The following is a 25793-nucleotide window of genomic DNA, read 5'->3' as shown; positions in this document are numbered from 1 at the left end:
AAACTTAACAAATTTCTATATCTAAGTTAAAAAACTAATTTTCTCTGTTTTTTAATTGAATTTTTCTAACAATAGAGGTAGCCGCATTTCGAGTAATAAACCTTGGAATAGTTGCCAAGAATTTATTAAATCCGCCAGGAATAGCATACGTTTTACCCTTTAACATAGCCTTATATCCGTAAAGGGCAACTTCTTTAGCCGAAGCCATGTTGAATTTTATTTTATTATCGCAAGTATTCTCAGAAACGGTTTCTTGAAAAGCTGTCTTTGTTGGCCCTGGACACAAAGCAGTTACCGTTACGCCAGTACCTTTAAGCTCATTTGCTATAGCCTCCGAAAACGATAACATGTAACCTTTTGAGGCGTAATAAATCGACATAAGCGGACCAGGCTGGAAAGCCGCTAGAGAAGACATATTTAAAATTTGCCCTGAACCACGCTTAATCATACCATCTAACACCAATTTTGTTAAATGTGTTGCAGTTATAATATGTACATGTAGCATGGCCGATTCGCGCTCCCAATCAGTTTCTGCAAATGAGCCAAATAAACCAAACCCTGCATTGTTTATTAATACATCTATTTGTGTATTATCTATATCATCTATAATGTCCTGGGCTATATTTGGGAGGCTTAAATCTTTAGCTAAAGCAATAACTTCTACGCTAAAGTTTTTCTCTAATTCAGCTTTAGTTTTTGCTAAATTTTCAGCATCAACATCCACTAGTATTAATTTATAAGCATCTTTTGCTAATAAAAGTGTTAACTCATAGCCTAATCCTGAAGCCGCGCCTGTTACTAATGCCGTCTTAATTATGAAAGTAATTTTAACGTTAAACTCATTACAAAAATATTAGTTTCCATTTACATAATCTTGTAAATACGAGAATTTTTCTGTCAGCTTCCCATTGGCAGTCATTCTTGCTCTTTCTAAAATGCCATTTTCATCATTATTAAAAAAAGCTGGAATTACATATTTTAAAAACATATCACCAAAACCTTCACTTGCATCCTGGGGTAATTCACAAGGCAAATTATCGACTGCCATAACCGTTATGGCTTTATCGTTTTTATAATCTATTTCTTTTTCGGTTTCTGGGTCGTAGCCATAAATTGGATTAGCAATGGTAGAAGCTTTTAGAGTTGTAGCTACTGGGCCATCAACATCGCAACTTATATCGGCCACTACCTTAATATTAAAATCTACCGATTTCACATCAGCTCTAGTATATAAATAAGGCGCACCATCTCCATAAAAATGACCTGCGATAAAAAAATCGGTCACTTTAGCGAAACGCATAAAATTGGAATCGTAATCTTGAGGGTTATTGAAAAAATCTACATTATTGATAACCTTACCGTCTTTTCGTTTATTATAATCTAGCACGTCTATTTTGCAATAAACCGGTTCGTTAAAAGTCTTGTTTAAATAATCTTGAACGGTAACATGTTTAATATTCATGGCATCCAACATTTCTTGAGAACCGTTTGACACTTTTCCGCTACCTGTTAAAAGTATTTTTATGTTTGGCAATTTGATGTTATTCAATTCATCTATAAGTGCTGCTTGATTTGGTAATGGGCCTGCTTTTGGTAAATTCCATGTATCAAACTTTAAGCCCCATGCCCGGAATCCATTGTATGCGCCCACTATGCCCGCATAACGTCCGAAACCTATTAAACGGAATCCTTTTTCGTTTACTATAGTTTCATGGTCATACAACTCGATGTTTTGCTCTAAAATGGCTTTTAATAGCTTACGATTATAAGGTTGTTTTTTTATGGTATGCGAAAAGAAAAAGTATTTTTTGTTTGGAATTAGTGCATCAATTGGAACTTCTTTTACGCCTATCATTACGTTACAGTCTGAAACATCTTGTGTTACTTCAAATCCTGCGTTTTTATATTGTTCATCTGGAAATACTCTAATATCAGACGATTCTACTTTAAAAGTGGCTTCTGGAAATTGTGCTTTTGTTTCTGTTAATTTTGATGGTGAAAATACCACACGACGGTCTGGTGGGTTTTTGCGTTCTTTAATTATAGCAAACTTCATAAAGTTAATTTTTAACTGACACTAATATGTTTTGGTATAAATTTTGACTAAAAGTAATAGATTTGAAGTGGTAAACAAAGTTTTTTGATACCTTTGCTGCCCGCGTTAAGGATTGAGGCATTGTTGAAGCTCTTTTTTGTTTTTCTCAAAAAAAGCGACTACCGAAAGCCTGACCCTTTTTAGGGTAACGCCCAAATTACTATTTTATTAATAATGGGGTCGACTGGTTTTGACAGCGAGATTAATTGAACGGTAAGCACGTCGTGTAATGGCATTGAAACACGTTAAAGGCTAGACCAAATTTTAAACGGCGAGAATAACTACGCTTTAGCTGCATAATTCGAATTATAGTAGAATTAGCCTAGGTACACAAGGTGTACAAGCTTTATGTCTCCGGAAAGCCTTGATTGACGGCGTTCCATTTTGAGGCATCGTAAATGTCAATATAGATTAGGTAGCGCTTTGATGCCTTTTTGAAACTAAAGAAGATAAGTTATAAGTGGGTTGTCTGTAACCAGCTTATAATCGAAAACCTAAGAATAGAATAAACGTGTAGAAAGCTCTTTGGTTACTTGTTTGGACGAGAGTTCGATTCTCTCCGACTCCACAAAAAAACCCTGTAAGCTATAGCTTACAGGTTTTTTTTATAAAGAAAAACAAATTTATTAACTTACTTTTTGCTTTTCTTTCATCTTATTTAACAACATTAATTCATGTTGTATTTCTTCTTTTCTTTGATTAAACTTTCTTACTCTTTCATCAATAATTTCTTGATTTTTAATACGAGCTTGACGTCTTAACCCTGCTTTTTCTAACTCTTTTTGCTGTTCTTTTTTTTGACTCATTTTCTCTCTAGCTACAGAAAGATATGAGAACCCATACATACTCAAGAATAGAAGAGCAATAATTCCTAATATGATGAAACCGTTGTCCATTATTTAAATGCTATTAATTAGTAAAATCTTATAAAGAAACCATTAAATTAATAATTTGTTAATAAAATGACAATCTTTATAACAAAATAAGTAAAATTCGTAATCTATTAAAAATAAAAAAGGTGAAGTACTTAAAAAACTAGTTGAATGTGCAAAAAAAGCAAAAAGGATGCTATATTAAAACAACCAATATCTTACTCTTATATGTACATTATAAGATTGTATTTAACCCTATGAATTAGAAAATATTATTTGACCCATACTTATTAACTATTTGCCCATTTTTCTCGTCAAACTCTGTCTTAATTTTTTCATAAAACCCTATGTAGACAAATGATACTGAATCGCATTGCATAAATTAATTAGGATACATCTTTAGGATTATTTTAAAGAATATAGATACTGTTATTACTTAATTTGAATATCAAAACCTTTTGATTGCCAATTTAAAATCCCACCTTTTAAATTGTAAATTTTGGTGAAGCCAGCTTTCTTAAACTCAATAACACTTTTACCACTGCGTTTACCAGAGCGGCAATAAATATAAACTGGTTTTTTGTTATTTAGCTTACCTATGCTTTTTGCAAAATCATTAGAAAAATAATTGATGCTTATCGCCTTAGGTATATGTCCAGCAACATATTCAGTTGGTTTTCTTACATCAACGAGCTGTATAGAATCATTATTAATTAAGATTTGTTTCAATTCTTCTGGAGAAAGATTAGTAACGTTTTTATTCGTCGAAGTATGACAACTAAAAAACAATATATTTAATAGTATAAATGTAAATATTAAAAAATGTTTCATAAAAACAATTCAATACTATTTATTTAAAATCAACTACATCTCCAGTCCAATCTAGCATACCACCTTCAAGGTTATAGGCGTTTTCAAAACCAAGTTGTTCCATAATTTGACATGCTTGTCCACTCCTATTTCCAGAACGACAATACACATAGTAATTTTTACTTTTATCAAGGTCTTCAATCTCATTAATAAACTCTTGACCTTTATATATATCCAAATGAATGGCATTAGCAATAATTCCATCTGCTACCTCAGCATCAGTACGTACATCCAATACTACTGCATTTTCATCATTAGCAAGTTGTTCTGACCATTCTTCCTGTGTTAAATCTTCCATGTATGTTATTATATTAATGTTGTACAAAATTAATACAACTAATACTTATAGACGAAAAAAAACCGAAGTTATTACACTTCGGTTTTAATTTCTTTACTATATATAATTCTAATCGAAACTACTAGTTGACTTCGAAACTTTTATTGAGCAACCTATTGCTTTTGTTTCAGTTTGTTGAACTTCTTTTCCATTTAACAAAGCATCAACTGCATTTTCAACATACTTTACTTTTACCGCTGAAGCATCTCTATGATTATCATCAATGGCCCCAATATACTTTACAACATTACCATTTTTAGTTTTTTCAAGTACATAAATATGTGGCGTTTTAGTAGCTCCAAATTCCGGATATACGTTTTGCTTTTCATCAATTAAATAAGGAAAAGTAAAGCCTTTTTCTTGAGCTCTCTTTTTCATTTCTGGTAAAGCATCTCCTGGTTTAACATCTGTATTATTTGGCATAATAGCAATTACAGGATAGCCTTTTGGCGCATATTTTTCATTTAAAGTTTGGATTCTATCCTCGTACATAACAGCAAATGGGCAGGTGTTACATGTAAATGTTATTATAAAGCCTTTAGCATCGTTATAATCTGCTAAAGACACCATGTTTCCATCAATATTTTTAAGCGAAAAATCTTCAGCTACATCCCCAATGCCATAACCTTTGTGATTAGTTTTATTTAAAGTAAAAGCACTAATAAAAAGTACAAGAACCGTAGCTGAAACTAATTTGATTAACTTTTTCATAATTATTTTATTTTAAAAATTGTTTTACTTCATTTTGTAATTCTTCATAATTGAATGATTGTTCATAAAATCTACGATTATCATTTTTATAAATCACAGTTGCTGGTATTGAGCCCGACCACTTTTCATCTACTTTAGGAATCCATGTATTCATATCAACATCATCTAAAACAATTACTTTTGATGCTAATTTTTTCTCTTTTATAAAAGGTTTCAGTTTTTTATCATATAAATGCGGAAAATCAAGACTTACCAATATTACCTCAACGTTATCATTTTTATATTCTGCATTCAATTTTTCAAAATACGGAAGTTCCCTAACACATGGCGCACACCAAGTTGCCCAAAAATTGATAACATAAACTTTACCATTCTTACTATTCAGAAATTTTTCAAAACCAGCATAATCGTATATTTCTAGTTCTATATCACTTGTTTTAATTTCTTTTTCAACTACTTCATTAGTAGATTCTTTAATTACTCCAGCAGTTTTGCTGTTTTTCTTGCAACTTGTCATTAAAAGAATAACAACAATTAATACGTTTAGTTTCATAAGCATAAAATTAATTAATACTTCTTTGCATTTCCTACAGTTTAACAAACTTTTATATAAAAAATGTAACTTAGTTTTGTGTATTACTATTTTCATTTCTATATTTGAACCAGTAAACATTTAAAACAATGAAAAAAACTTTAAATAATACTTGGTGGTGGAACTTTCGAAACTAATCTTCGTGAAGTAAAACCCTAGTATATTTAAAACTTAAAATATCCAAAAGGCTTGTCATTCACGACAAGCCTTTTTTTTATATCAAACAAATGAAAAAATACAGCCTTTATACACACCACAAACGCATCTTAACAGATACTATTACACCTGTTACGGTTTATTATAAAATACGCGACAAATATCCCAATAGTATCCTTTTAGAAAGTGGTGATTATCATAAAAGTCAAAAAAATTTCTCATACATTTGTTTCAATCCCATTGCTTCAATTAAGGTTGAAAACGAAGTAATTTCTCAAACATTTCCTGATGGAAATTCATCGGAATTAAAAATAACAAAAGAAGTAAATGTTGCTGATGAAATTTATAAGTTCACAAAACGATTTGACACAAAATCTGAAGAAAATTTCAAATTCATCAACAACGGGATTTTTGGTTATACGGCTTATGATGCAGTAAGGTATTTTGAAGATATTGAAATTAGTAAAAAAGATAATTCAGTTGTAATTCCAGATATGTATTATGCGGTTTATCAAAACATCATCGCCATCAATCACTTTAAAAACGAAGCCTATATTTTTGCGCATTGTTACGAAGGCGTAGAAAATAATATTGATGAGATTGATAAACTTATCAATGTACAGAATTTTGCTTCTTATAAGTTTAACTCAAAAGGCGATATAAAATCTAATTTAACAGATGATGAGTTTAGAGAGCATGTTGAAGTAGCCAGAAAACATTGTCAACGTGGAGATGTATTCCAACTGGTATTATCAAGACGCTTTTCTCAAGAATTTACAGGCGACGAATTTAATATTTACCGCGCCCTAAGAAGCATAAACCCATCGCCTTACCTATTTTATTTTGATTATGGCGATTTTAAAATATTCGGAAGCTCGCCCGAAGCACAACTGATAGTGGAAGATGGTTTAGCAGAAATCCACCCCATTGCCGGAACATATAAAAGAACTGGAGATTATGAAAAAGACGAAGTTTTAGCTGAAAATTTAAAAAATGACGATAAAGAAAATGCCGAACATGTAATGCTGGTCGATTTGGCAAGAAACGATTTAAGTCGCCACGGCAGTCAAGTAAAAGTTGAAACCTATCGCGAAGTTCAATTTTTCTCTCACGTTATACACTTGGTAAGTAAAGTAACAGGGCAAAAACATGAATCAACCTCGACTATGCAAGTTGTGGCAGATACATTTCCTGCAGGAACGTTAAGTGGCGCTCCAAAACATAGAGCTATGCAACTTATTGAAGATTACGAAAAAACAAGTCGCGCTTTTTATGGTGGTGCCATTGGCTTTATGGATTTCGATGGTAACTTTAACCACGCCATAATGATTCGTACTTTTTTAAGTAAAGATTACAAACTCAATTGGCAAGCAGGTGCAGGATTGGTATCAAAATCAAACCAAGAAAACGAATTACAGGAAGTATATAATAAATTAGGCGCGTTAACTAAAGCTATTAAATTAGCAGAAGACATATAAAATGAAGAAAGTATTAGTTATAGATAATTACGACAGTTTCACATATAATTTAGTGCATTACTTAGAGGATTTAAATTGTAATGTAACCGTAGTTAGAAACGATAAATTAGCCTTAGAAGATATTGAACCTTTTGATAAGATTGTGTTATCGCCGGGTCCTGGAATTCCTGATGAAGCTGGTTTATTAAAGCCTATTATCGAAAAATATGCAGCTACTAAAAGTATTTTTGGTGTGTGTTTAGGCCAGCAAGCCATTGGCGAAGTTTTTGGAGGCTCACTAATAAATCTGGATGAAGTTTATCATGGTGTAGCTACCAATGTTACCATAAGCGTAGATGATGAATATATTTTTAAAGATTTAGATAAAAATATTGAAGTGGGGCGCTATCATTCTTGGGTTGTAAACGCAAAATTACCCGATAGCTTAGAGGCTACTTCTTTTGATTCTAATGGACAAGTGATGTCTTTAAGACATAAAGAATATGATGTTAGAGGTGTACAATACCATCCTGAATCTGTTTTAACACCAGATGGAAAAAAGATTTTAGAAAATTGGGTTAATAATTAGCCGTTTGTTATTTGCTGCTAGCCATTAGCTAAAAGCAAATAACCAAAAGCCAAAAAGCATGAAAGACATTTTAAACAGATTAATAAACCACGAAACCATTTCAACAGAAGAGGCAAAACAGGTTATTGTAAACATATCAAACGATATGTACAACCCAAGTCAAATAACGTGTTTTCTTTCTGTTTTTATGATGCGTAGCATAACCATAGCCGAATTACAAGGCTTTCGAAATGCACTTTTAGAACTATGCGTAGCAGTAGATTTAAAAGATTTTAATGCTATAGATATCGTAGGTACAGGCGGTGATGGTAAAAACACGTTCAACATATCAACCTTATCATCATTTATAACAGCAGGCGCTGGAGTTCATGTATCTAAACACGGCAATTATGGTGTATCATCAACATCAGGATCGTCTAACGTTATGGAAAACTTAGGCGTTAAATTTTCGAATGATGAAGATTTTTTAAAACGCTGTTTAGACAAAGCAGGCATTTGCATTTTGCACGCACCATTGTTTCACCCAGCCATGAAAAACGTAGCGCCAATTAGAAGAGAATTAGGCGTTAAAACCTTTTTTAATATGTTGGGCCCGTTAGTAAACCCATCGTTTCCAAAAAACCATGTGCTTGGGGTTTTTAATTTAGAAGTTTTAAGACTTTACAGTTTTCTACATCAAAATTCTGGACATAATTACAATATTATTTATGCCTTAGATGGTTACGATGAAATTTCATTAACAGGAAAAGCTAAAATAGTATCCAATCATTCTGAAAAACTATTTGCACCAGAAGATTTAGGATTACAACGCATACCACAAGATGCTATTTTTGGAGGAAACACTGTACAAGATGCTTCAAAAATATTTGTAGATATTATAAGTGGAAAAGGTACAGAGGCACAAAATAACGTGGTTTGCGCCAATGCAGGATTAGCCATTGCAACTAGTAAGCAAATTTCGCATCAAGAAGGTTTTGAAATAGCGAAAACATCATTGTTTTCTGGAAAAGCAAAAGCAAGTTTAGATAAGTTGATTGAATTGAGCAAGGGTTAAATATTAGATATTAGACGTTAGATACTAGATACTAGACGTTAGATACTAGATACTAGATACTAGGAAGATTAGAAATTAATTTGAGAAACATAAAAGAAAATAGCAAAAAGTCAACACCCGAGTTCGAACAACGTCCGAATCATCAATCTGCAGAAATAAAGAGAGAAGGAATGGAGTCGCGATGCGCAGCATCAAGCGCGTAATTCCGAAAGCGAATGGTGCTTTAGCAATTTCCTCAGATTGATATGATTTTTTGGTTCGTTTTGCATCAAGGCAAAATGAACAGAAATAAATAAAAAATGAACATACTAGATAAAATAACATTAGATAAGCGAAAAGAAGTTGAACTTAGAAAACGTTTAATTCCAGTTTCACAATTAGAACAATCTGTTTTATTTGAAAAAGCAACGGTTTCTCTAGCCAACAACTTACGCAACAGTGCATCAGGAATTATAGCAGAGCACAAGCGGCGTTCTCCCTCAAAATCAGTCATCAACAATAATCTAAACGTCCAAGATGTAGCCAAAGGTTATGAAGATGCAGGCGTTTGCGGTATGTCTGTTTTAACCGATTGCAAGTATTTTGGAGGATCGTTAGACGATTTATTAACCGCAAGAGCCAGTTGTAATTTGCCACTTTTAAGAAAAGAGTTTATAATAGACGAGTATCAAATTTTAGAAGCAAAAGCGTACGGTGCAGATGTAATTCTGCTTATTGCAGCCATATTATCGAGAGATGAAATTAAACCATTTTCAGAATTTGCTAAACGTTTACATTTGGATGTACTTTTAGAAGTACATAACGAAGAAGAACTACATAAATCTGTAATGCCAAGTTTAGATATGCTAGGTGTAAACAACAGAAACCTAAAAACCTTTGAGGTTAGTTTAGAAACTAGTAAAAATTTAAGCAACCTAATACCAGATGATTTTGTGAAAGTATCAGAAAGCGGCATTAGTAGTATTGAAGCTATAAAGGAATTACGACCTTATGGCTATCAAGGGTTTTTGATTGGCGAAAACTTTATGAAAACCGATAACCCCGGAGCAAGTGCTACAAAATTTATAAATAAATTAGAAGGATAAATTTATCATTCCGCACTTGATGCAGAATCCATTGTAAATAACAACTAAAATTAAAAAAATTCCTGCCTTCGCAGGAATGACAGAAAAGATGAAATTAAAGATTTGCGGTATGAAATATCAAGATAATATGGAACAAGTTGCAACATTGCAACCTGATTATCTTGGATTCATATTTTATGAAAAATCCACGCGACACTTTAATTCTGAAAGTATCCTTGAGTTACCAAAATCCATTAAAAAAACTGGTGTTTTTGTTGATGCGGATATTGATTTTGTCCTAGAAAAAATAAATAAACACCAATTACAAGCTGTACAATTACACGGTAAAGAATCCCCTGAATATTGTAATAATTTAAAAAAACGTCATGCTGAACTTGTTTCAATATCTCATCCTATTGAAATTATCAAAGTTTTTTCAATTAAAGATGAATTTGATTTTTCTATTTTAAAACCATATGAACAGGTTTCCGATTACTTTCTGTTTGATACCAAAGGAAAATTACCAGGAGGTAACGGCTATACTTTCGATTGGAACGTGCTAAACAACTATCCATCAACTAAACCTTTCTTTTTGAGTGGTGGATTAGGATTAAACGAAGTTGAAAAAATTAATCAATTTGTAAACAGTAAAGCATCAAGATATTGCTACGCTTTAGATGTTAATAGTAAATTTGAAATTGAACCAGGATTAAAAAATATTGAAGATTTAAAAACATTCAAAAAGAACCTAAGTACAATTCTAGACAATAATAAAGAAATAGTTATGAATTACAATGTAGATGAAAAAGGCTATTATGGCGAATTCGGTGGCGCATTTATCCCCGAAATGCTGTATCCAAATGTAGAAGAGTTACGCCAAAACTATTTAAAAGTAATGGCAGAACCCGACTTTCAAAAGCAATTTGATAAGCTTTTAAAAGATTATGTTGGTAGGCCTTCGCCTTTATATTACGCAAAACGCCTTTCGAAAAAATACAACACTAAAATTTACCTAAAGCGTGAAGATTTAAACCATACAGGCGCCCATAAAATCAATAACACTATTGGCCAGATTTTAATGGCGCAACGTTTGGGAAAAACCAGAATTATTGCTGAAACAGGTGCTGGTCAACATGGTGTAGCCACAGCAACTGTTTGTGCTTTAATGGGTCTAGAGTGTATTGTTTATATGGGTGAAATTGACATAGCCAGACAGGCACCAAACGTAGCTAGAATGAAAATGCTAGGCGCTAAGGTTGTCCCTGCATTATCAGGAAGTCGTACTTTAAAAGATGCCACAAATGAAGCTATTCGAGACTGGATTAACAATCCCGTTAAAACGCATTACATCATTGGTTCTGCTATCGGTCCGCATCCTTATCCAGATATGGTAACGCGATTTCAAGCTGTAATTTCAGAGGAAATTAAATGGCAATTAAAAGAACACGAAGGTCGGGAAAACCCTGATTATGTAGTTGCTTGTATTGGTGGCGGTAGTAATGCTGCAGGAACTTATTATCACTATTTACATGAAAACGATGTTAAAATTATAGCTGTTGAAGCAGCAGGTTTAGGTGTTGATTCTGGCGAAAGTGCAGCTACATCAGTATTAGGTAAAGAAGGTATCATCCACGGCTGTAAAACGCTGCTGATGCAAACTAAAGATGGTCAAATTACAGAACCATATTCCATTTCTGCTGGATTAGATTACCCAGGTGTTGGCCCTATGCATGCACATTTAGCAAAAACTGGACGTGCCGAATTTATGGCAATTACCGATGATGACGCTATGAACGCAGGGCTAGAACTTTGTAAGCTAGAAGGCATAATTCCAGCTATTGAAAGTTCGCATGCATTGGCTATTTTCGAACAAAAAACCTTTAAACCTAACGATGTTGTGGTTATGAGTTTGTCTGGTCGCGGAGATAAAGATTTACAAAACTATATAGATTATTTTAAAATATAGATTGGGGAAAAGACCTGTTAGGTTTTAAAAACCTGACAGGTCTCTCTGCAAGAGTAAAACACAAGAGTAAGCACATAACAGTGGTGCGTTAGGGATAGAAGCGGCATCCTTTTTTGAAGCATGAAAAAAAGATATAGCGGATAGCCCGACCGTGAGCAAGCCTGCAAGGTTTTTTTCTAACCTTGTAGGTGCCAGCGAGGGGAAACGCCATTAAACAGAAAAAAATGAATAGAATTGTTAGTAAACTTAACGAAGACAAAAAATTATTGTCGATATATTTCACTGCTGGTTATCCAGAGATTAATGATACGGTTTCAATAATCCAAGATCTAGAAAAAAACGGTGTGGATATGATTGAAATTGGTTTGCCGTTTAGCGACCCATTGGCCGATGGCCCAACTATACAGGATAGCTCTACGGCGGCTTTAAAAAATGGGATGACTACCGAGGTGCTTTTTAAACAACTGGAAAGCATTCGTGATACGGTTTCTATTCCGTTGATAATTATGGGGTATTTTAACCCTATGTTTCAATATGGTGTGGAGGCGTTTTGTAAAAAATGCCAAGAGTTAGGTATTGACGGATTGATAATTCCTGATTTGCCGGTGGATGTGTACCATAATGAATACCAAGCTATTTTTGAAAAATACGGCCTAATTAACGTGTTTTTAATTACGCCACAAACTAGTGATGCGCGTATACGCTACATTGATTCTATTTCGAACGGATTTATTTATATGGTGAGTAGTGCGAGTACTACTGGCGCAAAATCTGGTTTTGGTGATGAACAAACGGCGTATTTTGAGCGTATTGGTAAAATGAACTTAAACAACCCGCAAGTAATTGGTTTTGGTATTAGTAATAACGAGACGTTTACACAGGCTACAAAATATGCAAAAGGTGCTATTATTGGTAGTGCTTTTGTAAAGCATGTAACTAAGCATGGGGTAAAAACCATAGATAGTTTTACAAAATCTATATTAAACTAATGCCTTTAAACATTGTTTTAATAGAACCCGAAATACCTAATAACACAGGAAATATTGGACGTTTAGCTTTAGCTTCAGGTTCGCATTTACATCTTGTAAAGCCTTTTGGTTTTGAAATTGATGACACTCGACTAAAACGCGCTGGTCTAGATTATTGGCAACATCTATCGGTTACCTATTACGACAATATTGATGAGTTTTTCAGTATTAATAAAGATAAAACTATGGCTTTTCTTTCCAGTCATGGTTCAAAAAAACATTGGGATATTCCTTTTGAAGATAATATGTTTTTAGTTTTTGGTAAAGAATCCGTGGGTTTACCTAAACCTTTAATTGAAGAACATCAAAATTCTCTTTTCAAAATCCCTCTGTACAGTGAGCATGTTAGAAGTTTAAATTTAGCAAATGCTGTTAGTATAGTTGTTTACGAAGGTTTAAAAAACATTATTTAAATTATGACATCAATTATTTGACTTTTACCTTTTTTTAAAAGAACTTATAAAATGAAACCATCCTAAAAGGATTGGGATAATTTTAGTTAAAAATGCAAAATCCTTATAAATATTATCATGACACTAAAACAATTTTTAACCCTAGCATGTCTTTCTCTCATTATTTTCAATTGTAAAAATAAAGTATCAAATGATACTATTGTAATAGAAAAAGAATGGATAAATTTATTTAATGGGGAAAATCTTGACGGTTGGACTCCCAAATTCTACAAAGAAGATACTGGTGTAAACTATCTAAATACCTTTAGAGTTTCCAATGGTGTTATTCAGGTTAATTATGATGATTATACTAGTTTTGATGAACGCTATGGACATTTATTTTACAACGCTCTATTTTCATCGTATCATTTAAAATTCAAATACCAATTTACCAATCAATGGATGGAGGATGCGCCACATTTTACCTATAGAAATAGTGGTATTATGTTTCATACCCAAGATCCTAAAACGATTTTAAAGAATCAAAATTGGCCCATTTCAGTAGAATATCAAATACTAGCTGAAGCTAATAAAAATGAACCTAGGCCTACTGGTAATATGTGTTCTCCTGGTACTGATATTGTAATTGATAATAAAATAAGTGATTCACATTGTGTAAGATCCTCATCTAAAACTTATAAGTGGGATGAATGGGTTCATGGCGAACTTATTGTTTATAAAGATTCTTTAGTTCAGCATTTTGTGAATGGCAATAAAGTACTAGAGTATAGTAAGCCACAAATTGGTGGCGATATTTTAATTCGAGATTTTGATAGTGCTATTAAAATTGATGGAAAGCTTCTTAAAGAAGGCTATATTGGGCTTCAAGCCGAAGGTCAGGGTATAAACTTCAAAGACTTAAAAATTAAAGTTTTGGATTAACATTTTTTATTTTCTAACATCTTTAAATACATAGCTTCTACTTTAGTTCTCGCCCAAGGTGTACGTCGTAAAAATTTTAAACTCGATTTAACAGAAGGATGATCAGTAAAACATCTGATTTTAATCGTATAGCCCATATATTCCCATCCATAATGCGCCACTAAATCATTAATAATTTGTTCTAATTTTATACCATGAAGTGGATTATTTGGTTGAGATTTCATTATAATTTTCCGACTAAGTTTTTAATTTTTACTGCCTTTTCAAAATGATCTAACTTATGAGTTTTAATCCACCAAGTAGCAGCTTCCATTAGTAATTCTGGATTGTCATTTTTGTTTTTGAAAAATGCATAAAAAGAGATACCCACGTTTTCTCCTTTTGTGGCTATCTTTTTATTACAAACTTCAATAATTTTAGCTTTTAAAATCTGTTGCATAAAAACTTAATTACGCCTATCATTGCTACGCTTTGGGCGTCTTGAATTACTATTTCTATTTGAGTTTCTGTTTGAATTCCCAGAATTTCTCGAGTTTCTATTTTGTCTCCCTTGCCCTTGTTTAATAGGTGCTGTAGAAGCATTCGGATCTGGCTCAAAACCTTCAACTATTTCTACCTCAATTTTCTCGCTTATCAATTTTTCAATATTCCTTAAAAAAGAGGTTTCATCGGCACTTACTAAAGATATGGCTTGTCCGTTAGCACCAGCTCTACCTGTTCTACCTATTCTATGTACGTAATCTTCAGAGATATTAGGCAGTTCAAAATTAATTACATGAGGTAATAAGGGAATATCCAATCCGCGTGCTGCAATATCAGTAGCCACCAAAATCCTCAATTTTCCACTTTTAAAACCAGCTAATGCTTTTGTTCTTGCGCCTTGACTTTTATTACCGTGAATTGCAGCAGCCGTAATTCCAGACTTTACCATTTTTTCGCAAAGTCTGTTAGCGCCGTGTTTTGTTCTTGTAAACACTAAAACTTGTTTCCAATTACCATCAGAAATCAATTTAATAATCAAGCCCGTTTTTTTGCCTTTTGCTACACGATATACTTTTTGAGTAATCGCTTCAACTGTTGTGTTTTCTGGAGTTGCTTCAACTTGAACTGGATGATTTAAAATCCCGTTTGCTAACTTTTTAATATCTTTTGAAAAGGTTGCTGAAAACATCAAATTCTGGCGTTTATCTGGCATCAAATTAATAACCTTTTGAATATCTCTCAAAAAACCCATATCCAACATTCTATCGGCTTCATCTAAAACAAAAATCTCTACACGTTTTAATGATAATAAACCTTGACTTTGTAAATCTAACAAACGTCCTGGGGTAGCCACTAAAACATCTATACCTTGACGAATGGTTGCAACTTGTGGCTTTTGGTTAACACCTCCAAAAATAACAGCACTTCGTAAGTTTAAAAACTCACTATATTCTCTAACATTAGCATAAACTTGTGCAGCCAACTCTCGTGTTGGGGTTAATATTAACGCCCGAATAGGCCTGTATTTTTCTTTTGGGTTTTCAGAAAGAATATGTAACAGCGGTAATGTAAAACCTGCGGTTTTCCCTGTTCCTGTTTGTGCCGACGCTAAAACATCTTTACCTTCTAAAATTGAAGGAATTGCTTTTTGTTGAATGGGACTTGGGGTTGTATATCCTTTTTTGCTAACTGCTTTTAACAAGGCTTCGGATAAGCCTAAAGATTGAAATGACATATAAATTGTTTAGTATCCCATGATTGGGCATTTTGAGATGACAATCTATTTTTAAAATACCACCTCCTTTTATTTAAGCTGCGAATGTACGCCTTATTTTCTGAGAAAATTTCAATTCATGCATCAAAAAAATTCCCGATACTGCATCACTCGAAAATCGAAGGTATTGAATTTTGGGTTTTTAGCTTTTAGTTGTTTGTAAAGTGGTATTCTGCTTATTGAAATATTGGCTGCTCCTGAACCTGAGGTTAGCGAAACGGTTTTTATAGTTCTCGAGACACTTTGACTGCGCTCAGTGTGACATATCGTGAATTGGTGTATTCGAGGCACTTCACTATTTACTAACTCTAATTTTAAACTATAATCTTTTAAATGCTTTCTAAAAAAATACTCTGGTCCGTTTTTACTATTTCCACCTGTAAAAAGCAAAGTGTTGATATTTGGAAATTTTTTTAAATAACTAATAACATCACGAAGTTTTATGTTTTTCATTCCTAAATCTGATGCATCTATTTTATCACGCTCAGCACTTTCAACGATATCGCAAACACCTATTTTATTTTTAATAAGAAATGTTTTTCGTTCTTCAATAGCTTCATTTGAATTGTCGTATCGCAAATTCAGATTATGAATTTTATCTATAAATAACCAAAGGGAATTATAATAACTACCGTAGCAAAAATCAACATCCCTTTCTAAAAGTTCACCTGTTGAAAATCGTGGTGGCGGTAATGTACCTACAATTAGTTTTGTTGTATCGTTTTGAATGAATGGTTTATATGGGTGTTTATGAATAAACATACTGCCATTCCTGCGAAGGCAGGAATCTTATTTAGTTTTAGTATTTATGAATTCCTACCTTCGCAGGAATAACAAATCTATCGAATAAAAACTAAATCGTTGTCTTTAGATAGCTCTTCGCTAAAACCGTAATCCATATAATTAAACCCTTTTAAATCGTCTAAGGTTTTCGCATTGGTATCAACAATATATCTTGCCATAGTACCACGAGCTTCTTTAGCAAAAAACGAAATTACTTTATACTTACCGTTTTTAAAATCTTTAAAATTGGCGGTTACTACTGGCACTTTTAAAGCTTTGGTATCAACTGCCTTAAAATACTCGTTACTGGCTAAGTTTAAAAACAACTCATCGTCTTCAAGTTCTTCGTTTAAGGCTTTTGTGATGTCTTTTTTCCAGAATTCGTAAAGATTCTTTTTAGTGCCAACTTTTAATTTGGTTCCCATTTCTAAACGGTAAGGTTGCATTAAATCAGTAGGTCTTAAAACACCATATAACCCTGAGAGGATACGCACTGTATTTTGAAGTGTTTCCAGTTTATTTTCTGGAATTGTATATGCATCTAAACCTCTATACACATCGCCATTAAAAGCATATACCGCAGGTCGTGCATTTTCTGGAGTAAAGGGTATTTCCCAATCTTGATTACGCTGATGGTTTAACTGCCCCAAAGCATCAGAAATACTCATGAGTTTTGATAGCCCTTTTGCTGATTTTGTTTTAAGCAGTTTATTTAAACGCTCTGATTGTGGTAAAAAATCAGGTTCGGTATACTGCGTTGTTGGTAATGGACTTTCAAAATTAAGTGACTTTGCTGGTGATAATACTAGTTTCATGAATCAAGCTATTTTTTCAACTCAAATTTACGATTACTAATTTACTTTAAGAATTTAAGATTAGAATTATTTATGATGGGGTTATAAATGGAATTGATGTACTTGACTTTGTAAAAATTTTCAACTACCTTCGTTTAACGTCGGATATAAGTCATTAAAACGACGCATATCCGTAAAACCGTTGTAGCACATTTGAGAAACAATAAAACTCACAAATAAAAGTTTAAGTAAACGAAAAATATAAAAATAGAGAGATGATAAAATGGATTAAAATAATGATTTACTTTTTTTCAACTTTACCATTAATTTTCTCAGTTTCAATATTGATTTTTTATTTCCACGCTGCGAAAATCATCGGACATTTACCACGATATAATCAACCAGACCCAAAAGAATTGGAAATCTATGAAATATATCACCCAATTATTAATTTCACCGGAAACATTTGGATATACTCATTTTTAATTTGGCTAATTCTAATTATAACATTTATTTATAAATCACGAAAAAAGTTAAATTATAAATTAATAACAATATCGATTATCTGTCAAGTCATACCAATTATTATTTTCTTTACTGAAATTCTTGAATGGTATGCTGACTAAAAAAAACGTGCTACAACACCGTATAAAAATAATTGCGGTTTAGTGCTTAATCAAAGGCAATTGCGTGTTTGCCTGCATCTGATTTTCCTTCGGAAAATCCTCGCATACAAACCCGCAACTATTCTTATACATAAACGTTAAACGAACATCACAAAAAATAAAACAATTTTTCAATTAAAAACATCAGCTAATTGATAATTGCGTTAAGGATTGAAGCGGCATCCTTTGTGCGGAGCTTAAAGACTAAAATTTTATTTGAAAAACGGTGCTGATTAACCAATGAGATCCCGAAACAAGTTCGGGACTGCTTCGCAGAAAGATATAGCAGAAAGCCTGACCCCTTTTCGGGGTAACGCCCAAATAATTAAAATTCCAAATAGACTTTTTTGATGAGATACTGAAACAATCCTGATAGCTATCGGGACAGTATAACAAAACTGTTACATCTCTTGATGCTTAGCGTAACCACGCCATTTCTCAATACATTGCTGCATATCGTCTGGAATTTCGGTATCAAACTGCATAAACTTGCCTGTTCTAGGATGCTCAAAACCCAGTGTTTTGGCATGTAAAGCCTGCCTAGGCAATACTTTAAAACAGTTTTCTACAAACTGCTTGTACTTGGTAAATGTGGTGCCTTTTAGTATTTTTTCGCCACCGTAACGGGCGTCGTTAAACAGGGTATGCCCAATGTGTTTCATGTGCACGCGAATTTGGTGTGTGCGCCCCGTTTCGAGCTTGCAAGACACCAAAGTAACGTAACCCAAACGCTCTAAAACGGTGTAATGGGTAACGGCGGGTTTTCCTTTTTCGGCTTCATCATCAAGAAAAACGGTGTTTTGTAGTCGGTTTTTTGGGTGTCTGCCAATGTTGCCTTCTATGGTGCTGTTTTCTTCCTCTATATTTCCCCAAACTAGGGCAATATATTCGCGTTCGGAAGTTTTATTAGCAAATTGTGCCGATAGATGTGCCATGGCTTCTTCGGTTTTGGCAACCACCAAAAGTCCGCTAGTATCTTTATCTATACGGTGCACCAATCCTGGGCGTTCGCTAGAGTTATTTGGTAAATTATCGAACCTGTAAATTAGGGCGTTTATGAGTGTGCCAGAGTAATTTCCGTGCCCCGGATGCACCACAATACCGGCTTCTTTATTAACCACCAAAAGGTCGTAGTCCTCATAAATCACATCAATCGGGATATCCTCGCCTACCAATAAATTTTCAAATGGCGGATGTGAAAACAACACTCTAATTTTATCAAAGGGTTTTACTTTGTAGTTGGATTTTACAGCCACATCATTAACAAAAATACTGCCCTCTTTTGCGGCGGCTTGTATTTTGTTTCGGGTAGCGTTTTCAACAAAATTCATTAAATATTTGTCTATACGCAACGGCGCCTGCCCTTTATCTACGGTAAATGCGTGGTGTTCGTACAGGTCGTTTTCGTCTGGTAATTGCGGTGTGTGGCTATCCATAATTTATGGGCGGTTACCGTTACCAAGCACTAAATCTATAACCGAAGTTTTAGCTAATTTATCGCCCGCTTTAAGCGTTTTGCCTTTATGGGTAAGCTTTAGCACCATATCCTTACCAATATTATCAACATAAGTAATTTTACCAACCTTAAAACCTAAAGCCTCCAAAGTGGGTTTTACTTGCCTATACGTTTGGTCTATTAACCCCGTAGGAATATTCATTTTTCGGTAACCCGACGGGTTTAACGTAATATATATTTTTCTATCTTCCTTAACTTTTGTTCCCGCCAATGGCTCTTGCTCAATAACCGAAAACTTTGGGTAATCCGGATTATAATTAGCCGAATCCTGAATTTTCATCACCAAATTATTATCCTCCAACTCAATTTCAGCAACACTTATAGATTTCCCTGTAAGCTCTGGCACAGTTTCAAAATCGCCGTGGTTTGTGGTAACGTTCAACCATTTCAACATAATAAAACACAACACCACAATAGCCACAATAGCCAAAGCAAGTTGCTTCAAAAAAGTTTTACTGGTTATAAATTTTATGATGCTCATTTATAGAATTTTCAATTAGGCAAATATATAAAAACAGAACTGTTTTTTCTTTCGCAATATATATGATATTTTAGCTTAACTAACATTAACTATTATAACATACGTTTTAATGTTAGTTTTTGGTTGTAAATAAAAACCAATTTGTTTTTAGGTTTTAATATTTTGGGCGTTACCACAAGGGTCGGGCTTTACGTTACAAGTCCTCGCACCTCCTATCGTCGGGCTGTGGGCTTTCCTCTGCAATCCCTAACGCGGGTGCAGAACTACCAATCAACTTTAAAACTAAAAGTCATAGTTGTAACATTTAAAATGAGATTCCCTCCTATGTGGGAATGACAAAAAATATAATAAATGAAAAACATTGCCATCATCATGGGTGGGTATTCCAGCGAATACAAAATCTCATTAACCAGCGGAAACGTGGTTTACGAAACGCTCGACCGCTCAAAATACACGCCATATCGTATCCATATTTTTAAAGATAAATGGGTGTACGTAAACGATGAAGAAGATGAATTCCCAATCGATAAAAACGATTTCTCTATAAATGTTGATGCCTTTAAAATCACTTTCGATTGTGTGTTTAATGCCATTCATGGCTCCCCAGGAGAAGATGGTTTTATGCAAGGGTATTTTCAATTATTAGGTATTCCGCATACCAGTTGCGATATGTATCAAGCCTCCGTAACATTTAATAAACGCGATTGCTTAAGCGTTTTAAAACCTTATGGTATAAAAACAGCCGAATCATACTTTTTAAACCTCGGCGATACTATTGATGAAGCAGCTATTGTAAACACTGTTGCCTTACCATGTTTTGTAAAAGCCAATAAAGCAGGTAGTAGTTTTGGAGTTAGTAAAGTCCATAAACAAGAGGATTTGCAAAAGGCTATTGATGTGGCTTTTAAAGAAGACGACGAGATTATTATAGAATCCTTTTTAGATGGTGTTGAAGTTTCTGTTGGTGTAATAACTTATAAAGGAAAAACCAAAGTATTACCCATCACAGAAATTGTTTCTGAAAATGATTTCTTTGATTACGAAGCAAAATACCTAGGAAAATCTCAAGAAATTACACCAGCTAGATTAACCAAAGAACAAGAAGACAAAGTAAACAAAGAAGCTAAAAAAGTATACGAAGTCTTAAAAATGAAAGGTTTTAGCAGAAGCGAATTCATTTTTAAAAATGGCGAACCGCATTTATTAGAAATGAATACCGTTCCGGGGTTAACCCGAGAAAGTATTTTACCGCAACAAGCAGCAGCAGCAAATATTACTTTAGCAGATTTATTTGATAATGCTATTGAAGAGGCGCTGAAATAGTCTTAGCTAAGTGGTTTCCATTAAATAAATATTATATTTGATAATAGTTGTCATTCCTGCGAAGGCAGGAATCCACTAAAACAATAAATTCATAAATAGATTCCTGCCTTCGCAGGAATGACAGAAGAGAAGAGAAAATGAAACGAGCATTATTTCCAGGGTCTTTTGACCCACTAACTTTAGGACACTACGATATTATTGAACGTGGCGTACCTTTATTTGATGAAATTATTGTTGCCATTGGCGTAAATGCCGATAAAAAATATATGTTTTCTATTGAAGAGCGTATAAAATTTATCAAAGATGCTTTTGCTCACGAGCCTAAAGTAAAAGTGGTTTCTTATGAAGGTTTAACAGTCGATTTTTGTAAAGAACTAGGTATTGAATTTATTTTACGTGGCCTTAGAAATCCTGCCGATTTTGAGTTTGAAAAAGCCATTGCTCATACCAACAGAGACCTTGCACCTATTGAAACTGTATTTCTTTTAACCTCGGCTAGCACATCTTACATTGCATCTTCTATTGTGCGCGATGTGATTAGAAACAATGGAGATTATACCAAGTTGGTTCCTGATAATGTTCGGGTTAAGAAATAAACTCTAAAATGAATTCTATTCTGAAATTCAAAAGCTGTTTTCTTTTACTCTTTATCCTATTAGCATCTTGTACTGATAAGAAAGCTATAAAAATAGAAACCGATTTTTGTTCAGAAATTCAAAGAAATGATAGTATGACACTTTCTAAAGAACTTGAAGACATCAAGCCATTAATGCAAGACAAAACTGGCGTTTATGTTCTTGAAGACGGTAGTGGCTCTATGATTGCAAGAGCGTGGTTAACTGAGTACGCTGAAAAAACTATAGATATTCAATACTTTATATTCTCAACAGATAATGTTGGTCTTATTGCTTGCGATTATTTGGTAAGAGCAGCAAACAGAGGTGTTAAAGTTCGTGTCCTGGTTGACGATATTATGGTGGATGCAAAAGCTTCAGATATACTAATCTTTAATTCTCATGAAAATATTTCGGTTAAAATATATAATCCTGGAGTTAACCTAGGAAAAAATATCTTCCAGAAAATTGGAAAATTTGCAACAAACTTTGTATCAGCCAACCAACGCATGCATAACAAAACCTTTATTGTTGACGACCAAGTTGTTATTACTGGCGGAAGAAATATAGCGAATGAGTATTTTGATTACGACCATGAATATAATTTTAGAGATAGAGACATTCTTTTAATAGGTAAGGAATCTAAATCTGTAAAAACATCGTTTGAAACATTTTGGAATAGCGAACTAAGTGAAGATGTTACAGATGTAATTAAAGATGAACCTGAAAACTTAAATGATAAAAATAGGTTTAACAAACTCCATGAATATGCTTGTAATCCAGAAAATTTCTGGCCTCAAGTAAGAAAGCGTATTGAGAATTTACCAGAAACATTTGATGCTATTAAAAATTCTGATGGTCTAGTTTGGCTTGACGATGTTTATTTTATTTCTGATTTACCTGGAAAAAACGATAACCCATCTAGTCTATTTGGAGGTGGTATTTCTACTTCAGCTTTGGTAGATTTAGTTAATAATGCCAAATCGTCTATTGATATACAAACGCCTTATTTAATTACTTCAAAAGCTAGTCAAGATTTATTTGAGAACGCTGTAAATCGTGGTGTTAAAATCAGAATACTTACTAATAGTTTAGCTTCTACAGATAATGTTGAGGCTTTTAGTAGTTACCAATCGGATAGGGAAACATTACTAAAAACGGGCGTTAGAATTTTTGAATTTAAACCCGATGCTGAAGCACGAAAAAAAATAATGACTGGAGAGCTACAGGAAGAGTTGGAGTATACACCTATTTTTGGACTTCATGCAAAATCTATGGTTATTGACGGAGAAACAACTGTAATTGGAACCTTTAATCTAGACCCTAGAAGTGCAAACTTAAATACAGAATGTATTGTGGTAGTTGATTCTGAAAAAATTTCTAAAAGTGTTTTAAAAATTATGGAAATTGAGTTTAAACCTGAAAACTCATGGGAAACCACCTTAGACTTTAATCCGGATTCTGAAGTAAGCAACTATAAACGTTTAAAAACGTGGACAAGAAAAGTAATTCCTAAAGCTATTTTATAAGTTCCCTTAAAATAAAAGACATCTTTTATTTTTTTTAAATAACTAATAAAACGTGGCAACATCTCAACATAAATACAACGATTAAATTTTAGCTTTTACAACTTAAACTAAAACACAATTTACTTTGTTTAAGTTTTTAAGAGTAATCCACGTCATAATTTAGTGTGTAACAATTTAATAATATTATATACATATATAATAGTTAACAACCATAATCCATGTTACACAACATTACATATTTACTCTTTAAATTAAAAGTACGTCAGCCATCTGAAAACGACATTGCTCTTTGGATGGATACTAAGGATGTACTTAAATTAGAGTATGCATTAAAACATGGTAACTACAATACTAGAAAATTAGCTGCAGAGGCTTTAGAGCATGCAGGACAATGTTCTTCTGTTCCTGTATTATTACATGCTATAAATGATAGTGTACAAAATGTATCTATAGCTGCTTTAAATGCCTTAGAGGCCTTAGGTTGTGGTGATAATTTGGTGATTTCTATTACTAAAAAACGCTTTAATTGGGTAAAGGAATTAAGAGATAAAGAAGCCAAACAAGAAGCAAACAAGGATAAGAAATACACCATTTACCGTTGGGAACGTGCCAGTAAAAAATCGTTTGATCGGGTTAAGGAACAATTGAAACGCCCTATGCACTAATATGTGTAAAAGCTTCCATTTAGACTAGTAAGTATAGCTTAGCTATTATTTGATTTTGCAAAACATTTCAGCTAAATTCGTTTAACAAACAATAAGTTTCATCAAAATGGAACTAACCTATATATTATGCGTCATTACGAAATGGTAGTAAGTAAAGAAGAAATAATAAATCGAATTAGCGAGACATATTCTAAATTGACTTTTGAATGTCAACAGAAATTATCAAATACCTCTAAAGTTTTAACATTATCAAAAGGCGAAACACTTGTTAGAGAAGGGCAATACTCTGATAAAACATTTTTTATATTTTCTGGTTGTGCAAGAGCGTTCTATTTAAAAGACGGGAAAGATATTTCTGATTGGTTTGCTTTTGATAATGATTTTATTAGTTCTATAAATAGCTTTTTTCTCAATATTCCAAGTCCACATTTTATAGAATTACTAGAAGACACCGTACTATTGGAGATATCAAGAAAAGATATAGAAAAACTATCTGATGAGTATCGTGATTTTGAACGTTTAAGTAAAATAGTAATAACAAAAACAATGCTACAACAACAAGAAAGAATTTCGTCTATGCAATTTCATACGGCAGAACAGAAGTATGATAATATTTTATCCATTAGGCCAGATATTACACAAAGAGTGCCATTAACACATATAGCTTCATATATTGGAATTACACTCGAAACATTAAGTAGAATTCGGAATTTAAAAAACCGAATTTGATATAAATCAAATGACAACTTAATTTTTAAGTTGACTTTTGCTTAAAAAAAAATGAAGCGCATACATTATTTCTCTGGAGTGATAATTTCCCTTTTTGTGGGAGTACATTTGTTAAATCATTTATATAGTCTATTGGGAGTAAACGCTCATATTGAAATGATGAATGATTTAAGAGTTGTTTATAGAAATATAATTATAGAAAGCATATTACTTTTTGCTGTTATAATCCAAATTTTTTCAGGTGTCAAGTTATTTTTAAAAAAGAGAAAAATTGCTTCTGGTTTTTTTGAAAAATTACAAATTTGGACGGGGCTTTATCTTGCAGTTTTCTTTTTTATTCATTTAAGTGCAGTATTATCTGGAAGAATGATTTTAAATCTGGATACTAATTTTTATTTTGGTGTTGCAGGATTAAATACGTTTCCATTGAGTCTGTTTTTCATTCCATATTACAGTCTTGCAATAATTTCATTTTTTGGACATATTTCTGCTGTTCATTCAAAAAAAATGAAAAGAAAAATACTTGGTATAGAACCTGTTAAACAATCATATGGAATTCTAATAACAGGAATAATTTTTACTTTGATTATACTATACGGGTTGACTAATGAATTTAAAGGCGTAGAAATACCGAAAGAATACAATGTAATAACAGGAAATTTAAATACGAATGCAGAATACCGTATATAATTTATTTCTAGTTTATGATATACTAACGGATTTCTATTTGGTTTTATTTACTAAATCTAGTGTTTAAAAATACCACTAATGATACACGACATTGTTAAAACGGCCATTTCAAAAACGAAATTC

At 33.1% G+C, this 25793-nt stretch carries 28 protein-coding genes, 1 other RNA gene and 1 pseudogene; 16 read left to right on the top strand and 14 right to left on the bottom strand.

Translation table 11 applies throughout. The features are described 5' to 3' along the window. Positions 1 to 34: 34 nt before the first annotated feature. Both Q0870_RS09685 and Q0870_RS09680 read right to left on the bottom strand, forming a co-directional pair. Entirely contained in the window at positions 35 to 814 is a 780-nt protein-coding gene (locus tag Q0870_RS09685) for an SDR family oxidoreductase (protein ID WP_298555230.1), read from the bottom strand. 39 nt (positions 815 to 853) lie between these two features. After that, a complete protein-coding gene (locus Q0870_RS09680) occupies positions 854 to 2056 on the bottom strand; it encodes an NAD(P)-dependent oxidoreductase (RefSeq protein ID WP_298555134.1) in 1203 nt (400 codons plus the stop codon). Between the two features lie 215 nt (positions 2057 to 2271). On the opposite strand from Q0870_RS09680, the gene ssrA reads away from it, so the two are divergent. Then, positions 2272 to 2666: a transfer-messenger RNA gene (gene ssrA, locus Q0870_RS09675) on the top strand. Positions 2667 to 2721: 55 nt separating this feature from the next. Here the strand turns inward: ssrA and Q0870_RS09670 are convergent. The 5 genes from Q0870_RS09670 to Q0870_RS09650 all read right to left on the bottom strand — a co-directional run bounded on the left by Q0870_RS09670 (position 2722) and on the right by Q0870_RS09650 (position 5438). After that, entirely contained in the window at positions 2722 to 2991 is a 270-nt protein-coding gene (locus Q0870_RS09670) for a hypothetical protein (RefSeq protein ID WP_298555131.1), read from the bottom strand. A 408-nt stretch (positions 2992 to 3399) separates the two neighbouring features. Continuing rightward, entirely contained in the window at positions 3400 to 3798 is a 399-nt protein-coding gene (locus tag Q0870_RS09665; protein ID WP_298555128.1) for a rhodanese-like domain-containing protein, read from the bottom strand. A 19-nt stretch (positions 3799 to 3817) separates the two neighbouring features. After that, a complete protein-coding gene (locus Q0870_RS09660; RefSeq protein WP_298555125.1) occupies positions 3818 to 4135 on the bottom strand; it encodes a rhodanese-like domain-containing protein in 318 nt (105 codons plus the stop codon). 108 nt (positions 4136 to 4243) lie between these two features. After that, positions 4244 to 4885 carry a thioredoxin family protein gene (locus tag Q0870_RS09655; protein WP_298555122.1) on the bottom strand — a complete coding sequence of 214 codons (642 nt, stop codon included), beginning with the start codon at positions 4883 to 4885 and terminating at the stop codon, positions 4244 to 4246. Positions 4886 to 4892: 7 nt separating this feature from the next. Further along, the gene (locus tag Q0870_RS09650; protein WP_298555120.1) at positions 4893 to 5438 is read right to left on the bottom strand and encodes a TlpA family protein disulfide reductase; all 546 of its coding nucleotides are present in this window, start codon (positions 5436 to 5438) and stop codon (positions 4893 to 4895) included. Positions 5439 to 5704: 266 nt separating this feature from the next. Here Q0870_RS09650 and Q0870_RS09645 point away from each other — a divergent pair, with 266 nt between their 5' ends. The 9 genes and pseudogenes from Q0870_RS09645 (at position 5705) to Q0870_RS09610 (ending at position 14125) form a co-directional block, all read left to right on the top strand. Further along, on the top strand, positions 5705 to 7111 hold the full coding sequence (locus tag Q0870_RS09645) for an anthranilate synthase component I family protein (protein ID WP_298555118.1): 1407 nt from the start codon (positions 5705 to 5707) through the stop codon (positions 7109 to 7111). A gap of 1 nt (position 7112) precedes the next feature. Then, positions 7113 to 7679: an aminodeoxychorismate/anthranilate synthase component II gene (locus Q0870_RS09640; RefSeq protein WP_298555117.1), complete on the top strand. Its 567-nt coding sequence runs from the start codon at positions 7113 to 7115 to the stop codon at positions 7677 to 7679. Between the two features lie 58 nt (positions 7680 to 7737). After that, entirely contained in the window at positions 7738 to 8733 is a 996-nt protein-coding gene (gene trpD, locus Q0870_RS09635) for an anthranilate phosphoribosyltransferase (RefSeq protein ID WP_298555114.1), read from the top strand. A gap of 299 nt (positions 8734 to 9032) precedes the next feature. Beyond that, on the top strand, positions 9033 to 9818 hold the full coding sequence (gene trpC / locus Q0870_RS09630; protein ID WP_298555111.1) for an indole-3-glycerol phosphate synthase TrpC: 786 nt from the start codon (positions 9033 to 9035) through the stop codon (positions 9816 to 9818). Positions 9819 to 9894: 76 nt separating this feature from the next. Then, positions 9895 to 10530, top strand: a pseudogene (locus Q0870_RS15425) (phosphoribosylanthranilate isomerase); the annotation flags it as partial. Positions 10531 to 10581: 51 nt separating this feature from the next. After that, on the top strand, positions 10582 to 11763 hold the full coding sequence (gene trpB, locus Q0870_RS15420) for a tryptophan synthase subunit beta (RefSeq protein WP_363317950.1): 1182 nt from the start codon (positions 10582 to 10584) through the stop codon (positions 11761 to 11763). 224 nt (positions 11764 to 11987) lie between these two features. Further along, positions 11988 to 12752 (top strand): tryptophan synthase subunit alpha, encoded by a 765-nt coding sequence (gene trpA / locus Q0870_RS09620; RefSeq protein WP_298555106.1) that lies wholly within the window; start codon positions 11988 to 11990, stop codon positions 12750 to 12752. Further along, positions 12752 to 13204, top strand: a complete 453-nt coding sequence (locus Q0870_RS09615) for a tRNA (cytidine(34)-2'-O)-methyltransferase (RefSeq protein WP_298555103.1) — start codon at positions 12752 to 12754, stop codon at positions 13202 to 13204. Before trpA ends, Q0870_RS09615 begins: the two co-directional genes overlap by 1 nt. 117 nt (positions 13205 to 13321) lie before the next feature. Next, positions 13322 to 14125 carry a DUF1080 domain-containing protein gene (locus Q0870_RS09610; RefSeq protein WP_298555100.1) on the top strand — a complete coding sequence of 268 codons (804 nt, stop codon included), beginning with the start codon at positions 13322 to 13324 and terminating at the stop codon, positions 14123 to 14125. On the opposite strand, the gene Q0870_RS09605 is transcribed toward Q0870_RS09610, so the two are convergent. The 7 genes from Q0870_RS09605 to Q0870_RS09575 all read right to left on the bottom strand — a co-directional run bounded on the left by Q0870_RS09605 (position 14122) and on the right by Q0870_RS09575 (position 20120). Further along, on the bottom strand, positions 14122 to 14349 hold the full coding sequence (locus Q0870_RS09605) for a VF530 family protein (RefSeq protein WP_298555097.1): 228 nt from the start codon (positions 14347 to 14349) through the stop codon (positions 14122 to 14124). The two genes, Q0870_RS09610 and Q0870_RS09605, sit on opposite strands and share 4 nt — an antisense overlap. Further along, positions 14349 to 14564: a DUF6500 family protein gene (locus Q0870_RS09600; protein ID WP_298555094.1), complete on the bottom strand. Its 216-nt coding sequence runs from the start codon at positions 14562 to 14564 to the stop codon at positions 14349 to 14351. The genes Q0870_RS09605 and Q0870_RS09600 overlap by 1 nt, the downstream gene beginning before the upstream one ends. Positions 14565 to 14570: 6 nt before the next feature. Next, positions 14571 to 15842 carry a DEAD/DEAH box helicase gene (locus Q0870_RS09595; RefSeq protein WP_298555091.1) on the bottom strand — a complete coding sequence of 424 codons (1272 nt, stop codon included), beginning with the start codon at positions 15840 to 15842 and terminating at the stop codon, positions 14571 to 14573. A gap of 123 nt (positions 15843 to 15965) precedes the next feature. After that, complete coding sequence (locus Q0870_RS09590) at positions 15966 to 16643, bottom strand: uracil-DNA glycosylase family protein (RefSeq protein ID WP_298555088.1); 678 nt, start codon at positions 16641 to 16643, stop codon at positions 15966 to 15968. Between the two features lie 77 nt (positions 16644 to 16720). Continuing rightward, complete coding sequence (yaaA, locus tag Q0870_RS09585) at positions 16721 to 17479, bottom strand: peroxide stress protein YaaA (protein WP_298555085.1); 759 nt, start codon at positions 17477 to 17479, stop codon at positions 16721 to 16723. Between the two features lie 1045 nt (positions 17480 to 18524). After that, complete coding sequence (locus Q0870_RS09580) at positions 18525 to 19559, bottom strand: RluA family pseudouridine synthase (protein ID WP_298555082.1); 1035 nt, start codon at positions 19557 to 19559, stop codon at positions 18525 to 18527. Between the two features lie 3 nt (positions 19560 to 19562). Beyond that, on the bottom strand, positions 19563 to 20120 hold the full coding sequence (locus Q0870_RS09575) for a PASTA domain-containing protein (protein ID WP_298555079.1): 558 nt from the start codon (positions 20118 to 20120) through the stop codon (positions 19563 to 19565). Between the two features lie 351 nt (positions 20121 to 20471). Between Q0870_RS09575 and Q0870_RS09570 the strand changes: the two genes are divergently transcribed. The 6 genes from Q0870_RS09570 (at position 20472) to Q0870_RS09545 (ending at position 25670) form a co-directional block, all read left to right on the top strand. Then, entirely contained in the window at positions 20472 to 21443 is a 972-nt protein-coding gene (locus Q0870_RS09570) for a D-alanine--D-alanine ligase (protein WP_298555076.1), read from the top strand. Positions 21444 to 21580: 137 nt separating this feature from the next. Next, the gene (gene coaD / locus Q0870_RS09565) at positions 21581 to 22039 is read left to right on the top strand and encodes a pantetheine-phosphate adenylyltransferase (RefSeq protein WP_298555073.1); all 459 of its coding nucleotides are present in this window, start codon (positions 21581 to 21583) and stop codon (positions 22037 to 22039) included. An 8-nt stretch (positions 22040 to 22047) separates the two neighbouring features. Then, positions 22048 to 23586 (top strand): phospholipase D family protein, encoded by a 1539-nt coding sequence (locus tag Q0870_RS09560; RefSeq protein ID WP_298555070.1) that lies wholly within the window; start codon positions 22048 to 22050, stop codon positions 23584 to 23586. Between the two features lie 218 nt (positions 23587 to 23804). Continuing rightward, positions 23805 to 24251: a HEAT repeat domain-containing protein gene (locus tag Q0870_RS09555; RefSeq protein WP_298555067.1), complete on the top strand. Its 447-nt coding sequence runs from the start codon at positions 23805 to 23807 to the stop codon at positions 24249 to 24251. A 126-nt stretch (positions 24252 to 24377) separates the two neighbouring features. Next, positions 24378 to 24980 (top strand): Crp/Fnr family transcriptional regulator, encoded by a 603-nt coding sequence (locus Q0870_RS09550; protein ID WP_298555064.1) that lies wholly within the window; start codon positions 24378 to 24380, stop codon positions 24978 to 24980. A 51-nt stretch (positions 24981 to 25031) separates the two neighbouring features. Further along, on the top strand, positions 25032 to 25670 hold the full coding sequence (locus Q0870_RS09545) for a hypothetical protein (RefSeq protein ID WP_298555061.1): 639 nt from the start codon (positions 25032 to 25034) through the stop codon (positions 25668 to 25670). The last annotated feature ends 123 nt before the right edge of the window (positions 25671 to 25793 follow it).

The sequence above is a fragment of the uncultured Algibacter sp. genome (assembly GCF_947487575.1).
Lineage (GTDB): Bacteria > Bacteroidota > Bacteroidia > Flavobacteriales > Flavobacteriaceae > Algibacter_B.
Note: the sequence above shows the minus strand (reverse complement) of the source record. Positions and strands in the feature narration are given on the sequence as shown.

Excerpts from the sequence above, each read along its gene's own strand:
- trpA (WP_298555106.1), top strand. The coding sequence starts at position 11,988 with ATGAATAGAATTGTTAGTAAACTTAACGAAGACAAAAAATTATTGTCG.
- Q0870_RS09600 (WP_298555094.1), bottom strand. The coding sequence starts at position 14,564 with ATGCAACAGATTTTAAAAGCTAAAATTATTGAAGTTTGTAATAAAAAG.
- coaD (WP_298555073.1), top strand. The coding sequence starts at position 21,581 with ATGAAACGAGCATTATTTCCAGGGTCTTTTGACCCACTAACTTTAGGA.
- Q0870_RS09655 (WP_298555122.1), bottom strand. The coding sequence starts at position 4,885 with ATGAAAAAGTTAATCAAATTAGTTTCAGCTACGGTTCTTGTACTTTTT.
- Q0870_RS09665 (WP_298555128.1), bottom strand. The coding sequence starts at position 3,798 with ATGAAACATTTTTTAATATTTACATTTATACTATTAAATATATTGTTT.
- Q0870_RS09570 (WP_298555076.1), top strand. The coding sequence starts at position 20,472 with ATGAAAAACATTGCCATCATCATGGGTGGGTATTCCAGCGAATACAAA.
- Q0870_RS09605 (WP_298555097.1), bottom strand. The coding sequence starts at position 14,349 with ATGAAATCTCAACCAAATAATCCACTTCATGGTATAAAATTAGAACAA.
- Q0870_RS09660 (WP_298555125.1), bottom strand. The coding sequence starts at position 4,135 with ATGGAAGATTTAACACAGGAAGAATGGTCAGAACAACTTGCTAATGAT.
- Q0870_RS09590 (WP_298555088.1), bottom strand. The coding sequence starts at position 16,643 with ATGTTTATTCATAAACACCCATATAAACCATTCATTCAAAACGATACA.
- yaaA (WP_298555085.1), bottom strand. The coding sequence starts at position 17,479 with ATGAAACTAGTATTATCACCAGCAAAGTCACTTAATTTTGAAAGTCCA.
- Q0870_RS09610 (WP_298555100.1), top strand. The coding sequence starts at position 13,322 with ATGACACTAAAACAATTTTTAACCCTAGCATGTCTTTCTCTCATTATT.
- Q0870_RS09560 (WP_298555070.1), top strand. The coding sequence starts at position 22,048 with ATGAATTCTATTCTGAAATTCAAAAGCTGTTTTCTTTTACTCTTTATC.
- Q0870_RS09545 (WP_298555061.1), top strand. The coding sequence starts at position 25,032 with ATGAAGCGCATACATTATTTCTCTGGAGTGATAATTTCCCTTTTTGTG.
- Q0870_RS09680 (WP_298555134.1), bottom strand. The coding sequence starts at position 2,056 with ATGAAGTTTGCTATAATTAAAGAACGCAAAAACCCACCAGACCGTCGT.
- Q0870_RS09550 (WP_298555064.1), top strand. The coding sequence starts at position 24,378 with ATGCGTCATTACGAAATGGTAGTAAGTAAAGAAGAAATAATAAATCGA.
- Q0870_RS09580 (WP_298555082.1), bottom strand. The coding sequence starts at position 19,559 with ATGGATAGCCACACACCGCAATTACCAGACGAAAACGACCTGTACGAA.
- Q0870_RS09615 (WP_298555103.1), top strand. The coding sequence starts at position 12,752 with ATGCCTTTAAACATTGTTTTAATAGAACCCGAAATACCTAATAACACA.
- Q0870_RS09555 (WP_298555067.1), top strand. The coding sequence starts at position 23,805 with ATGTTACACAACATTACATATTTACTCTTTAAATTAAAAGTACGTCAG.
- Q0870_RS09640 (WP_298555117.1), top strand. The coding sequence starts at position 7,113 with ATGAAGAAAGTATTAGTTATAGATAATTACGACAGTTTCACATATAAT.
- trpD (WP_298555114.1), top strand. The coding sequence starts at position 7,738 with ATGAAAGACATTTTAAACAGATTAATAAACCACGAAACCATTTCAACA.
- Q0870_RS09595 (WP_298555091.1), bottom strand. The coding sequence starts at position 15,842 with ATGTCATTTCAATCTTTAGGCTTATCCGAAGCCTTGTTAAAAGCAGTT.
- Q0870_RS09670 (WP_298555131.1), bottom strand. The coding sequence starts at position 2,991 with ATGGACAACGGTTTCATCATATTAGGAATTATTGCTCTTCTATTCTTG.
- Q0870_RS09645 (WP_298555118.1), top strand. The coding sequence starts at position 5,705 with ATGAAAAAATACAGCCTTTATACACACCACAAACGCATCTTAACAGAT.
- trpC (WP_298555111.1), top strand. The coding sequence starts at position 9,033 with ATGAACATACTAGATAAAATAACATTAGATAAGCGAAAAGAAGTTGAA.
- trpB (WP_363317950.1), top strand. The coding sequence starts at position 10,582 with ATGAATTACAATGTAGATGAAAAAGGCTATTATGGCGAATTCGGTGGC.
- Q0870_RS09650 (WP_298555120.1), bottom strand. The coding sequence starts at position 5,438 with ATGAAACTAAACGTATTAATTGTTGTTATTCTTTTAATGACAAGTTGC.
- Q0870_RS09575 (WP_298555079.1), bottom strand. The coding sequence starts at position 20,120 with ATGAGCATCATAAAATTTATAACCAGTAAAACTTTTTTGAAGCAACTT.